We start from the raw sequence: 14,619 nt of genomic DNA, 5'->3' as shown, positions 1-14,619 counted from the left end.
TGTTCTTATTAGGACAATCCAGGCGTTAATACTTGAAATATAATGCCAGTATCGTATCTGTTGAAATGTATGAATCCATACGTTATAATACATACTTTGCTTATATTTCTAACATTTGAGGTGAGACGCTCGATAGAATTTTCTGAGCGTTTTTGCTCCGTGGAGGGGACACTATGAAAGCTGCAGACGTCCGCCACATTTTGGATACGATTGGAGATTTGTTTCCGGATGCACATTGCGAGCTGAATCACAGTAACGCTTTTGAATTGACAATAGCGGTGCTGCTGTCAGCCCAATGTACGGATGCAACGGTGAACAAAGTGACCGAGGACCTGTTCCAAAAGTACAAAGCCCCCATCGATTATATTTCTGTGCCGCTGGAGGAATTGGAGGGCGATATCCGGCGCATCGGCTTATATCGCAACAAAGCTAAGCATATCCAAAGCCTGTGCTCTATACTCATAGAACAGTATGGCGGAGAAGTGCCTGAGGCACATGACTTGCTTGTAACGTTGCCAGGAGTAGGTCGTAAAACCGCTAACGTAGTAGTATCCAACGCATTTGGAGTTCCTGCCATTGCTGTGGACACTCATGTGGAGCGGGTTGCTAAACGACTTGCATTGGCAGGCTGGAAAGATTCTGTCCTGGAAGTGGAGAAAAAGCTGATGAAGGCTGTGCCACGTGATGAATGGACGCTCACGCATCACCGGCTAATCTTTTTCGGACGATATCACTGTAAGGCTCAGAATCCAAAATGTCAGGTTTGTCCGCTCCTTGATGTATGTCGAGAGGGCAAAAAACGTATGAAAACGGCTGTCGTCAGGAAAGCTAAAGATCATACGCCAAAAAGTTAAAAGTTAGAGTTGAAGAAGAGGATGGGATAGAGATGAAATGCATTTCTGTATACACAGATAATTTTGAGGTATTCTCGGATATTTTTGACCGCGTAGTGGAAAGCCCGCTGGAAGAAAATGAAGAGCAAGAAGTAGAGGGCATTACGATCAGTCATTCCGGTGATGTGCCTGAGCACTATCTGGAGCGTATGTCTGTAAAACCAGAGGTTGTCGTAATGAGAGACAAATCTCGTGGATTGACTATTCTGCAGCACGGAAAAGTTTTTGAAATTCTGTTGCCTGTTTTGGAAACTGCATAATTGAGAAGTGACCTGAAATGGAGTCGGCCCTTGGGGCTGGCTCCTTTTTTTATTGAATATCCATATATTTCTACGAGAAACGACTGTTGGCTTTACAGGACGACAACCACGCTTCTTTTTTGGTATCATTTCGTAGGAGATGATAGGTTATTTTGTAAGTAGTGTGTATTTAATTTGTGTCAAACTGGTGATAAACTGTAATTATTATTTATAAAAAATGTTCCGCGCTAAAGTTCAGAAATTGCACCTATATAAGTTTTGCATAAAAAAGAGCTTAAATCAGTATTCATGAATGGATTAAGATCAGTGCATGATTAGAAGGTAACTGTGGAGGTGGAATGTCTGTGGGAGCGGAACAGGTTAGAACTCAGAGAGAAACATTAAGTGAAACAGCATCGCAGCTTTCCCGGCTGAAAGATTTAATGCGCCACTGGGGCGATGAGAGTGCTGAACGAATATATGAAGATTTACAAAATAAAGAGGGTGGGAATGAACTGACCCTTGCTTTTTGTGGGCATTTCTCGGCAGGGAAATCCAGCATGATTAATCTTTTATGCGGCAGCTCAGTGTTGCCTTCCGGACCTGTGCCGACTAGTGCCAATATTGTTTCTATTCGTAGCGGGGCTCCACGAGTGCTTATCTATCCAAGGGTTGAGGGAAGTGAAAATGAATCTACCCCTGTAGAGACAACACCAGAAAGATTACAGGAATATTGTCGAAATGGCGGAGAATATTCCGCGATTGAAGTCTGGAATGAGATTCCTCTTCTAGGGAAGCATGGTGTTCTATTGGATACGCCTGGCGTGGATTCGACGGATGATGGCCACCAGGCAGCCACTCGTTCCGCGCTGCATTTAGCTGATGTCGTCTTTTATGTTATGGATTATAACCATGTTCAGTCAGAGAATAATTTGGCTTTTGCCAAAAATCTCAGTGACTGGGGCAAACCGCTCTATCTTATTGTTAATCAGATAGACAAGCACAGAGAACAAGAAATTTCCATTGAAGAATATAAACGCCAGCTTGAAAATGCTTTTGAGCAGTGGGGGATTCATTGTGCGGGGATTCTGTTTACCTCACTCAAAATGAAAGAGCATCCACTGAATCATTGGGATAATCTGCTGAACCTTATAACAGAGCTGTTGGAGCACAGGGAACAATTGCTTCAATATAGCTTGTCACGTTCCATTCATCATACAGCAGATTCTTCGCTAACCGCGTTCCGTGAAGACCAGCAGGAGGAACGGGAAACTTTTTTAGCTGAGCTAGAGGGTGCAGAGGTTACAGTTGTGATGGAAGAGCTGAAATCGCTGGAAGAAGAGAAGGCACTGCTTGAGGAGCTGCCTCAGCAATCACGAGCTAGCCTGCGAAGTGATCTTGATGCCTTACTCAATAATGCTAACTTAATGCCTGCGGATGTTAGAGAGGCGGCAGGGAGCTATGTGGAGAGTGTCAGCCCAGGCTTCCGCTTAGGTTTGTTCTCTACAGCCGGACGGCGGGAGAAGGAACAAGGCAAACGACTGGATGCCTGGCAAGGATTACTGGTCCGAGAGGTTTCCGCTCAGCTGGAATGGCATCTGATTCAGCTGGTACGTCAATGGGCGGAGAATCTCGGACTGTGGGCAGAGGAGGCAGAGACGACTCTGAAGCAAGGGTTCCCGGCGGTGAGCCAAGAATGGCTGGCGGCTGCAGTTAAGCCGGGAACGGGGAATAGCGGCGAGGCGCTGCTCAATTTCTGCCGCACACTTGCGGCAGATCTGAAGAGCCAATTCCGCCGCGCTGCGCTGTTAGTTGGCGATGAGCTGCTGGCGAAGCTGCCATCGCTTATCGAGGAGCAGCGCGCGGAACTCCAGCGCCGCGAACAGGCCCTTACGCGGCAGGCGAGCGCTGCCCGCGCGCTAGCCGCCCTGGACCGCGCGGCTGACGCCCGCGCGCACGAGCTAGCGGCGCTGCTGCCGCCGCGCCGGACCCTCACCCCCGGCATCCTGCCGGAGGTGAGGGTCACCCCGCGTGCGGCTGCGCAGAGCGCCGCACCGCGGGCGACCCAGCCGCGCGAACGCGCCGCGGCTGGAAGTGCCGCCGCCGCAAGCTGGGCGGCGGGAACGGCTTCGCCGGCGGGCGGACGCCGCCGGCTCTCGGCAGCCGCTGACGCGCTGGCGGCTGCGGCAGAGCTGCTGCGCAGCGAGCCAGCGATGGCATCGGCGGCGCGCAGTCTGGCCGCGCGGGCGGAGGATCTCGCCGGCGGCCGCTTCACCCTTGCGTTGTTCGGTGCGTTCAGCGCAGGCAAATCTTCCTTCGCCAACGCTTTGCTCGGCGAAGAAGTGCTGCCCGTGTCGCCACACCCTGCCACGGCCGCAGTTAACCGCATATTGGCGCCGGAAGGAGACTTCCGCCATGCCAGCGCGGTTGTAACGATGAAGAGCATGGCGGATTTCTGGGATGACATCTGCCATTCCTTCAGCGTGCTGCAGCTTGGAGAGCCGCAACAGGATACGTGGACAGCAGTACTTGCGAGCCTGCCAACACGGGGAATTCACCCCTCTGCGCTGCCGCATGCAGGATTTCTAAGAGCCGCAGCATCCGGTTGGGCTGAAGCTGAGCCGCTATTAGGAACGGTGCGGACGGTTGATTTGGATGAATATCGAAACCTAGTTGCGGAAGAGACCCGGGCTTGCTTCGTGCAAGGGATTGACCTATATTATGCCTGTCCTTTGACGGAGAGCGGGATTGTGCTCGTAGATACACCAGGAGCAGATTCACTGCATGCACGCCACACTGGCGTAACCTTTAGTTACATGAAAAATGCGGATGCGATCTGTTTTGTGACCTATTATAACCACGCCTTTTCGAAGGCGGATCGCGGCCTCTTGGCCCAGCTGGGCCGCATTAAAGATAGCTTTTCTCTCGATAAAATGTTCTTTATTATTAATGCCTCCGATCTCGCTTCAAGCGAAGAAGAACTAGATGAGGTTAAAGCACATGTCGTTCAAAATCTGCGTGCCGGAGGTTTGCGGTCTCCGAGAATCTATGCTTTGTCCAGCTTGCTTGCTCTAGAAGCTAAAACTCAACATAATCACGATCTTTATGAAACCTCCCGCTTCAATGAATTTGAGCAAGCATTATCCAGCTTTGCTGGTGATGAGCTTCCACAGCTTTCACTTAACGCAGCTGCTGAGAGCATCGCATCGGTTCGGCGCCGGGCTGAGGAATGGCAGAATCTGGCTTCCAAGGCGGCGAACGAGCGTGAAGCCGGGTTAAAAGAACTGCAGGAAAGGCGGCAGTTCGCCATGAAGCGGTTATCTCTTTTGGAGACTGAGGAACGTCCTAGCAGAGATCTTATTCATGAAAGTGAAGAACTGATCTATCATGTGTGCCAGCGGATTAGCTTCTCCTTCAACAGAAATTTTCAGGAATCTTTTCATCCCTCCTTACTGCGTGAGGATGCAGGGAATTTAAAAGCCATTTTCTCTGCCTGTGGTGCCGAACTAATGCGTACTACTCAGCGCGAGCTTGAGCAAGAGCTATGGGCAACAACGCTGCGGCTAGAGAGCACGGGACGCAGGCTTGTACATGAAGCTGCTGAAGCGGCAGCTACAGAGCTACTCTTTTCCACGGAGGAATTTCATCTTATGGAGAATGAGGAGCAGGCTTGGCCATCTCCTAAGGATCTGGAATGCCAGCTTCAGCCTGTGCAGTGGTCCGCTTTATGGGGCCATTTCAAATCCCCGCGTTATTTCTTTGAGGGAACTGGGCGGGAGTTGGTCAAAGGTGCGGCAGAGTCGCTTTTGAAAGAAGCGGTTAATCTTGCAGCGGCAGAGCAGAAGGAAAAATTAATCGCTCATTACGTCGAGAATATCAGCAGAGAATTAAAATCTGCTGCCGAAAGCCTGCAAGAAGGGCTTGCGGAGCAAGAGAAAGCGATGTTAGATCTCCTTAAAGGGGGTGAGACTGCAGATCATTGGGGCCAAATAAGCCACCAATTATCACGTCTAGAACAAACTTTCGTTGATAAAGTCGACAAAGTTCTGTGAAGTTTGTAGGAAAATGTCGAAGAACACTTGCAATCTGGCGTATGATGGATGAAAATAAAGAAGCCTGAAAATATACAATGAAACTGTTACGTTTTCTGAAATTCATAAAAACGAGACAGTCAATTTGCCGAAAGAGGTTGGAATCGACAATGTGGGGAGCTCCTTTTTCAGCTCAAAGCCGCAAGCTGTTGCTGCTGGGCAGCGGGGAACTGGGTAAGGAAGTCATAATTGAAGCTCAACGCCTTGGCGTAGAGACCGTAGCTGTAGACCGTTATACCGATGCACCGGCGATGGGTGTAGCTCATCGTTCACATGTAATTGATATGCTGGATGCAGAGGCGCTGAAAGCGCTGATTCGCTCTGAGAAACCGGATGTCATTGTTCCGGAGATTGAGGCAATTGCCACTCATGCTCTTCAAGAGCTTGAAGAAGAAGGCTTTTTCGTTGTTCCGACGGCGCGGGCGGCTCGGCTGACCATGGACAGAGAAGGGATTCGTCGTCTTGCGGCTGAAGACCTTGGACTGCCAACTGCTGATTACCGTTTTGCGGATAGTCTGGAAGAGCTGCAACAAGCTATAGCCGAGCTAGGCACTCCTTGTGTCATTAAGCCGATTATGAGTTCTTCTGGCAAGGGTCAGAGCGTATGCAAAAGCCCTGAGGATGCAGAAAACTGCTGGAGCACTGCTTTGGTTGGAGCGAGAGCTAAAGGAACACGAGTTATCGTGGAGGCTTTTGTTACTTTTGAGAGCGAGATTACTCTTTTGACGGTGCGATCTGTGTCTGGTACGGTATTTTGTCCACCTATTGGACATATTCAGAAGGATGGAGATTACGTGGAATCCTGGCAGCCTCACTTTATGAAGCCAGAGCTGCTTGAAGAAGCGCAATCTATTGCAAAAGCAGTAACGGATCAGCTTGGAGGTTTCGGTATTTTTGGAGTGGAACTTTTTTTGACAGATCGAGGCGTATTGTTCAGTGAAGTGTCACCTAGACCCCATGATACGGGGATGGTCACGATGGCGACGCAGGATTTATCTCAATTTGCAGTGCATGTCAGAGCTATTCTTGGTTTTCCTGTCCAGTCAGTACAATTGCTGACACCTGGTGCCTCAGCTACGCTGAAGGCTGATGGAGAAGGACGAGCCTTTGCTGTGACCGGAATTGGTGAAGCTTTGGAACTGCCTAGGACCCAGGTTCGCGTATTTGGTAAACCGGAAGTTCGTCCTGGTCGGCGGATGGCAGTAGCGTTAAGTGCGGCGAAAGATGTGGAAATCGCGCGGACGATAGCCAAGCAGGCGGCGTCTATGCTAAAAGTGGAGGTATATGAGGATGAACAGTAGTACCATGGCACCTGTACTGGAAATTCGCAAATGCGGCTTGAATGATCTGGAGAGAGTTACGGCGCTTCTGCGGGAATTCGGCTATCCAACAACGCTAAGCGTGATGAAAGAGAGACTGGAAAGCATGGAGAACAGCAATCTCCAATGCACACTTGTAGCAGAGCTGAACAATGAAGTTGTGGGTATGATCGGCCTTAGACAGGTAAGCTCGTATTACAAACAGACAGATTGTATCACTGAGATTACTGCACTTATCGTATCAGAAGAACTCAGAGGAAACGGACTCGGTAAAAGACTTGTGGCCGCAGCAGAAGAATGGGCACGTGAGCAAGGTTGCTGTCAGCTTTTCCTTAGAAGTGGCAACCGCGTAGAACGCGCACCGGCACATGCTTTTTATCGTCATATCGGTTTCGAAAAGACAGCAGGCTATCGCTTTAACAAAGCGTTGCTATAATACTTATAGGTTACCGATCATCCCCATCCCAGCTACGGCGGGATGGTTTTTTTTTGCTCTGGAACTCTTTTTTTATATGTATTTAATATATTAATACCTAAAACTATTTAAATAACTTAACCATAGATGGATTGGTTTGAATCATATACAATAAAATTTATGACATCTAAAACGTTTCCAAAGAGGGATGAGACATGTATAAGCTAGTTCTTGCTGAAGATGAAGAAGACGTTAGGGAAGGCGTTATCGGGCAGATTGACTGGGAGCGTTACGGATTTGAGATTGTCGAGCAGGCGGAGAATGGACGGGAAGCTGCGGATGCCATAGACCGTTTGCTGCCGGATGTGGTAGTTACCGATATCCAAATGCCTTTTATGAATGGACTTCAGCTGGCTGAATGGATTCGTAGTCATCATCCTAACACTAAGATTATCATTTTGACTGGGTATGATGAATTTGAATATGCTCAGAAGGCGATAAAATTGCAAATTGATGAGTATATTTTGAAACCGTTCTCTTCACAGGAATTAATTGAAGTATTGCTTAAGGTTAGAGCCACTATCGAGGCTGAAATTGCAGAAAAAGAAAATGTATTTGTACTCAGTGAGCATTACCGGAAAAGTCTGCCTGTGTTAAGGGAGCAATTTTTATCGTCCCTTATTTCGCGTAGATTGCGTACGGATGAAATTGCTGAGAAAAGCACTGAATATGGCATAAAATTAACGGGACGGTGGTTTCAGGCTTCGGTAATTAGTGTGGATTATATTCGTCCTGAGCGGGAATCTGCTGGGGGTGCAACAGGCGGGCAAATTTCTTTACGAGACACTGGTGAAAAGAATTTACAGCTATTCGCTGTGCTGAATATTGCTGAAGAAATATGCTCGAAGCATGGTTTTGGAAGGGTGTTTATTCATCGTGATGAGGTCGTATTGCTCACAATCCATGAAGAAGGGGAAGAAACTGATATCACTGGAAAGACTTTTGAGCTTCTTGAAGAAATCCGCCAGAACGTACAGCGTTTTCTGAAGCTGACGGTAACGGCAGGCTCCGGAACGGTCTGTTCATCGCCTGCTTTGTTATTTAATTCTTTTGGGGATGCCTTGCAGGCATTAGATTATCGGCTTATTCTCGGCAATAACCGGGTGATCTGGATTGAGGACGTTGAGTCACGTTCCAGCACACTGCTAACCTATGATGAACTAACCCAGCAATCCTTAATCCGGACGATTAAACTAGGTACGGTGCAAGAACTCAAAGAGGTTGTTGAGGAGTTATTTGCCGGTCTTGACGCAGAGCAGGTGTCTACACAGGATTATCAGATTTTTTTGCTGGAGATTTTTACATCTATCCTGCGAGTGGCTAAAGAATCCGGCAGTGAAGCTGCAAAGTATATTGGTTCTGGCATTTCGTCGCTAACTGCCATCAATAAATTTAATAGTATGGCCGAAGCCAAGCAATGGATTATTGCAGTCTGTAGCGGTTTAATGGATACGATTGCATTAGAACGTCAATCTTCCTATAAGCTGCTTATTGATGAAGCTAAAGAATATATACGCAGCCACTATGTTGAATCTGATATTTCCATCGGCAAGGTTTGTCAGCATTTACATATAAGTACCGGCTATTTTAGCAGTATTTTTAAGAAGGAAATGAAAATGACGTTCGTTAGTTATCTTTTGCAAATTAGGTTAGAGGCAGCCAAGGAACTTTTGCGGTCCACGGAGCTGAGGGCTTTTGAAATCGCAGAAAAAATAGGTTTTGCCGATCCTAACTATTTCAGCTTTTGTTTCCGCAAAAAATATGGCCAATCTCCTAAAGAGTATAAAAACAGCTCCAGAGGAGGGTAAAGATGCTGAAGGATAAACCTTATTCCTTTCATCTAAGACCGCAGCATCCCAAAGGCGGAAAACGTCGGTTGTCCTCCAAGCTCCGAAGCATTCAAGTTACGATTACACTCACTTTTACATCTGTTGCCGTGCTGGTAGCTGTCGTTGTCAGCCTTATGCTGTACAACAAGTTTGCCAAGACCGCAGAAGAGAATGCCAATATGAATATGCAGCAGATCATTGAGCAAGTGAATTACAATCTGGGTCTTTATGTTAAGGGAATGCGCAATATTTTTGAGACAGCGGAGGAGCAGATTACGAATAGCCCTTCCGTAGATTCCGCTTTATTGACGGAAAGAATGGCTATGCTAATGGGGAGCAGAGAGGATCTGGTCTCGGCGGCTGTTTTTACACCACAGGGGAAATATGTCGTGGGTACACCCGGTCAGAAGCTGCGCAGCAACACACAGCTGGAGACTCAGAGCTGGTTTACGACGGCGCAAAGAACATCAGAGCTCTCCTATTCCGCACCTCATATTCAGAATTTGTTCAAAGGTCAATATATCTGGGTCGTGTCTATCAGCAAATTAATTCAATATAAGGAGAACGGAGTCTTAAAAACCGGCATCCTGCTGATGGATTTTAACTTTCGAACCATTGATGAGCTGAGCAAGCAGGTTAAGCTTGGCAAAAGAGGATACGCTTACATCCTCGATCAGCTAGGAAATATTGTGTACCATCCCCAGCAGCAGCTGATTTACGCTGGCTTAAAATATGAGAATGTGGAGCCAGTACTGGAATATGCTTTTCGTAGCTATTTGGATGAGTCTACGGGTGAAAAACGGTTTATCACCGTAAGAACACTGGAACAGACAGGCTGGAAGATCGTGGGCGTGGCTTATTATGATGAGATTGTAACCACCAAACGTGATCTAAACACTTTTTTATCCTGGTTTTTAGCGGTAGTCATTTTATGTGTAATTATTGTATCTGTCTTTTTGTCTGCACGTATTGCCCGCCCTATCCGCAAGCTGGAACGGACGCTTCAGCAGGTGGGCGAAGGGGATCTCAACACCCGAATAGATGTCAGTGGGGCGTATGAGGTGGAACAGCTGTCCAAACGGTTTAACCTTATGCTGCAACGTATCCGCCAACTGATGGATCAGATTATTTATGAACAGGAAACCAAACGTAAAGGTGAGCTTGAAGTACTGCAATCCCAGATCAATCCGCACTTTCTGTACAATACCCTGAATTCTGTGATCCGGCTCGCTGAACGCGGCAAGACTGAGGAGGTAGTCACGATGATTCAGTCCTTATCGAAGTTTTTCCGGATTAGCCTTAGTAAAGGGAATAATATGATTACCGTGCAGGAAGAGCTTGATCATGTTCGTCATTACCTTGTGATTCAGAGTTTTCGGTTCAAAAATAAGTTCCGCTACGAGATCGAGGCTCAGGATGAAGTGCTGCAGTGTCAGACGATTAAGCTAATTTTACAACCTATTGTGGAGAATGCCCTGTATCACGGGATTGAAATGATGCCTGATGAAGGTTTTATTTCGATCCAAGCGGAGCTGAAGGATGATCTTGTCATCATCCGCATTCGTGATAATGGACTGGGAATGTCCGAGGAGACTATGAAGGTTCTTTTAACAGGCGGCAGTAAGAGTATGCATGGCTCCGGGGTAGGCGTTAGAAATGTTAACGAGCGTATTGAGCTGTATTATGGGCGTGATTATGGTCTTTCTTTTGAAAGTGAAATTGAAGAAGGCACTACGGTTACTCTTATCTTCCCGGCACTCGCAGCAGGCGAGGGCAATCCTGGACATGAGGAGGATGAGACATCGGTATGAGAATCGTTCGTTTTTGGCTAACCCTGCTGGTATGTGTGGTGTTATGGACCACGATCACGTCGTGTTTCAATTCGGCACCTAATTATATCAACACGAACAAAACCCGCAATATTCATCTTATTGTGAAAATGAACAAAGGCGACTATTGGAATACAGTTAGATTGGGTGCAGAAGCCGCGGCACAGGAATTTAATGTGAAACTAACGTTCAAAGCTCCGAATGCTGAGAGTGATATTGCGGAACAGGTCAGAATGGTTGAGGACTCCATTAAAGAAAAAGCGGACGTTATTATTTTAGCTGCCAGCAGCTACATGGGACTTGCACAAGTGGTTGATCGGGCGGCATATTCCAAGATTCCCGTATTGTCTGTGGATGCAGAAGTCGGTTCGGCCAGAGTAAGAGCCTATGTGGGTTCAAACGGTTATGAAGCGGGACAAAAGTCTGCAGAAAGACTCATTCAGCTGCTAAATGGATACGGGGAGGTCGGCATCATTAACTTCACAAATTCATCTTTGGGGGCGGAGCAGGAGTCTTCAAACGGCATTGAATATGGTGCTAGGGACGCGGAGGAGCGGGAAAAGGGATTTTTAAATTACGCTGCCCGATATCCGAACATACAGGTAGTAGAGATTTCATATACCACTTCGAGTATTAGTGATGCTGAAGAGCTGACACGGTTAATGCTGCTGAAACATCCAAATCTTCGCGGGATCGCCAGCTTGAATGAGACAGCTTCACAGGGGGCGGCAAAAGCTATCCAGAGCCGAGGGCTGCATAATATTAAAATGGTTGCGTTCGACAGCTCCCCGTCAATGATGGAGTTGCTGCAGGAGGGTACGGTTCAAGCGACCGTAATCCAAAATCCTTTTAGTAACGGGTATTTAGCCGTAAAACATGCCGTTGAGGTAATCGAAGGAATGGATGTTCCTGAACGTGTCGATACGGGCACTAAACTCATTGATTTGGACAATATGCTGTGGCCTGAGAATCAGAAATTGTTATTTCCCTTCGTCAGATAGTGGACGGTTTATTTTTGAAAAGACGAATGCCATCCTTAAAATGGGAGGTATTCGTTTTTTGGGTTCAGTAGAATTTTTATAAAAGTGAGTAGGATTTTATATTCGAAACCGTTTTCACCTAAGGCATAATATGGATGTGCCCGAGAGAATTCAGGGTTAAACCAAAAAAAAGAAGTATAAACAGGAGGTCAATGAATAATGAAAAAAATCACTTCCGTTCTTTTAGCAAGCGCAATACTGGGTGCCGCCCTGGCAGGCTGTGGCAATAGCAACAATAATGCAGACAGTGGTAAAGCTACCAACGCTCCAAAAACTGAAAATGCGGGCTCTTCCACTGAAACGCCAAAAGTAGGGGTAGCCATTTACAAATTTGACGATACCTTCATGACAGGTGTTCGTAACGCAATCGACACTGCTGCCAAAGGCATTGCTACTGTAGATATCGTAGATAGCCAAAATTCTCAACCCACACAAAATGACAAAGTTGACTTGTTCATCACCAAAAAATATAAAGGCATGCTGATCAATCCGGTTGACCGTACTGCGGCTGGCGTTATTATCGAAAAAGCAAAAGCGGCAAATATTCCGGTGGTTTTCCTGAACCGCGAGCCGCTGCCAGAAGATATGAAGAAATGGGATAAGGTTTATTATGTAGGCGCTAAGGCAGAAGAATCCGGAACTATGTCCGGTCAACTGATCGTGGATTACTGGAAGGCACATCCTGAAGCGGATAAAAACGGCGACGGTGTCCTCCAATACGTAATGCTAAAGGGCGAACCGGGGCACCAAGACGCTGAGCTTCGTACTACTTACTCCATCCAAGCAATTGAAGATGCCGGCATCAAGGTAGAAAAGCTGGCTGAAGATACTGCGATGTGGGACCGCGTAAAAGGGCAAGAAAAAATGGCAGCGTTCCTTGGCTCCCATGGCGACAAAATTGAAGCTGTGCTTGCGAACAATGACGATATGGCTCTCGGTGCCATCGAAGCTCTGAAAGCTTCAGGTTACTTCACGGGTGATAAATTCATGCCGGTAGTAGGTGTAGATGCTACTGCTCCTGCGATTCAAGCGCTGCAAGATGGAACGATGCTTGGTACCGTGCTGAATGATGCGAACAACCAAGGTAAAGCTGCGATCACAGTTGCTGCTCTGCTTGCTAAAGGAGAAACACCTACAAAAGATAACGTAGGCTTTGATATCACAGACAACCAATACGTGTGGATTTCCTATAAAAAGATCACCAAAGACAATATCGATGACGCCAAATAATAACGCTCTAATCTAGATGGAATTCATGATCATATGGCAGCAACGGGGAGCGGATATTCGCTCCTCGGATTTCTTTCAGGCAGGGAACAGGATGAAACCGCTGTGCCTCTCATGAAAAAAGAAAAAAGCGTAGGGGGCGTAACAACATGGAAAAAGCTGAGTTTTTGCTAGAAATGAATGATATTACTAAAGAATTCCCCGGCGTCAAAGCGCTGGATGCAGTTAGTTTAAAGGTCAGACCAGGTTCGGTGCATGCCCTTATGGGCGAGAATGGTGCGGGTAAGTCCACTTTAATGAAATGTCTCTTTGGTATTTATTCACCGGATGCCGGTGAGATTTTTTTGGAGGGTGAGAAGACCTCTATCGGAAGCTCAAATGACGCTTTGAAAAATGGGATCTCCATGATTCATCAGGAGCTGCATCCCGTGCCGTTCCGAAGTGTGATGGAGAATATCTGGTTAGGACGTTTCCCAACCAAAGGGATTGGACCTTTTCAGTTTATTGACCATAAGAAAATGTACACTGACACGGAGAATTTGTTTAAAGATCTGGATATCGATCTGAATCCCGAGACATTAGTGGGTAAGCTCTCTGTATCCAAAATCCAATCCATTGAAATTGCGAAGGCTGTCTCTTTTCACTCCCGCGTTATTGTAATGGATGAACCTACTTCCTCCCTGACCAGTGTGGAGGTGGAGCATTTATTTCGGATCATACGGGACCTTAGGAGTAGAGGCGTAGCTATTATTTATATATCTCACAAAATGGAAGAGATTCTCGAGATTTCTGACGAAGTTACCATTATGCGGGACGGTAAAAAAATCGGAACCTGGCCAGCGGCGGAATTGACCACAGACCTTATCATTTCCAAAATGGTCGGCCGTGACTTGACCAATCGATTCCCAGAACGCTTTAACGTGCCTGGCGAAGTATATATGAAGGTGGAAGGGTTAACCTCCCCTGAAGAAAGATCGTTTAAAGATGTTTCTTTTGAATTAAGACGAGGTGAGGTTTTAGGGATTGGTGGTCTGGTAGGCGCTCAGAGAACAGAGGTTATTGAGGCATTATTCGGCCTGAGGGCTATCAAATCGGGGACGATTTCTATCGATGGTAAGCGCATTCATATCCAATCTCCCAAGGATGCTAAGAAACACGGAATGGCTTTGCTTACGGAGGAACGGCGTGTCACCGGTATTTTTCCAGTCTTGTCTGTTCATGAAAATGGCGCAATCGCTAATCTGCATCGATACCAGAAACTACTACTTCTACTAGATGGAAAAAAGAAAAAAGAAGAAGTCGATAAAATGATTGAAAAATTACGGACCAAAACTCCAACAACCAAAACGCTAATCATGAATCTTTCTGGTGGGAATCAGCAAAAAGTGCTGCTCGCCAGATGGCTTCTAACCGAGCCCGAAATCCTGCTTCTGGACGAGCCGACTCGCGGTATCGACGTAGGGGCTAAATTCGAGATTTATTCGATTATTGCCGACTTGGCGCAGCAAGGGAAAAGCATCATTATGATCTCCTCAGAAATGCCGGAGCTGCTCGGAATGTCTGACCGTGTAATGGTCATGTCGGAGGGTAGGCTTACCGGAATACTAGAAGGCGAGCAAGCTACGGAAACCGAAGTTATGCGGCTCGCTGCACAGCATTAGGATAGGATTTCAATGA

General features: G+C 46.9%; 10 protein-coding genes. All 10 read left to right on the top strand.

Translation table 11 applies throughout. The features are described 5' to 3' along the window. Positions 1–173 precede the first annotated feature (173 nt). The 10 genes from nth to NST25_RS20595 all read left to right on the top strand — a co-directional run bounded on the left by nth (position 174) and on the right by NST25_RS20595 (position 14,603). A complete protein-coding gene (nth, locus tag NST25_RS20640; protein ID WP_036676333.1) occupies positions 174–854 on the top strand; it encodes an endonuclease III in 681 nt (226 codons plus the stop codon). A gap of 32 nt (positions 855–886) precedes the next feature. After that, positions 887–1,153 (top strand): hypothetical protein, encoded by a 267-nt coding sequence (locus NST25_RS20635; protein ID WP_036676334.1) that lies wholly within the window; start codon positions 887–889, stop codon positions 1,151–1,153. 344 nt (positions 1,154–1,497) lie between these two features. Then, complete coding sequence (locus NST25_RS20630; protein WP_340392394.1) at positions 1,498–5,184, top strand: dynamin family protein; 3,687 nt, start codon at positions 1,498–1,500, stop codon at positions 5,182–5,184. 149 nt (positions 5,185–5,333) lie between these two features. After that, positions 5,334–6,524 (top strand): formate-dependent phosphoribosylglycinamide formyltransferase, encoded by a 1,191-nt coding sequence (gene purT, locus NST25_RS20625; RefSeq protein WP_340394445.1) that lies wholly within the window; start codon positions 5,334–5,336, stop codon positions 6,522–6,524. Next, positions 6,514–6,978, top strand: a complete 465-nt coding sequence (locus NST25_RS20620; RefSeq protein ID WP_232061416.1) for a GNAT family N-acetyltransferase — start codon at positions 6,514–6,516, stop codon at positions 6,976–6,978. Before purT ends, NST25_RS20620 begins: the two co-directional genes overlap by 11 nt. A gap of 194 nt (positions 6,979–7,172) precedes the next feature. After that, complete coding sequence (locus NST25_RS20615; RefSeq protein ID WP_076127582.1) at positions 7,173–8,825, top strand: response regulator; 1,653 nt, start codon at positions 7,173–7,175, stop codon at positions 8,823–8,825. 2 nt (positions 8,826–8,827) lie between these two features. Then, on the top strand, positions 8,828–10,657 hold the full coding sequence (locus tag NST25_RS20610; protein ID WP_080742537.1) for a sensor histidine kinase: 1,830 nt from the start codon (positions 8,828–8,830) through the stop codon (positions 10,655–10,657). Next, entirely contained in the window at positions 10,654–11,676 is a 1,023-nt protein-coding gene (locus NST25_RS20605) for a substrate-binding domain-containing protein (protein WP_036685687.1), read from the top strand. Before NST25_RS20610 ends, NST25_RS20605 begins: the two co-directional genes overlap by 4 nt. Positions 11,677–11,874: 198 nt before the next feature. Beyond that, entirely contained in the window at positions 11,875–12,945 is a 1,071-nt protein-coding gene (locus NST25_RS20600; RefSeq protein WP_094903385.1) for a galactose ABC transporter substrate-binding protein, read from the top strand. Positions 12,946–13,091: 146 nt separating this feature from the next. Then, a complete protein-coding gene (locus NST25_RS20595) occupies positions 13,092–14,603 on the top strand; it encodes a sugar ABC transporter ATP-binding protein (RefSeq protein WP_076101437.1) in 1,512 nt (503 codons plus the stop codon). Positions 14,604–14,619: the final 16 nt, after the last annotated feature.

The sequence above is a fragment of the Paenibacillus sp. FSL E2-0190 genome (genome assembly GCF_037992965.1).
GTDB lineage: Bacteria > Bacillota > Bacilli > Paenibacillales > Paenibacillaceae > Paenibacillus_AQ > Paenibacillus_AQ odorifer.
This window is presented reverse-complemented; position numbering and strand designations above follow the sequence as displayed.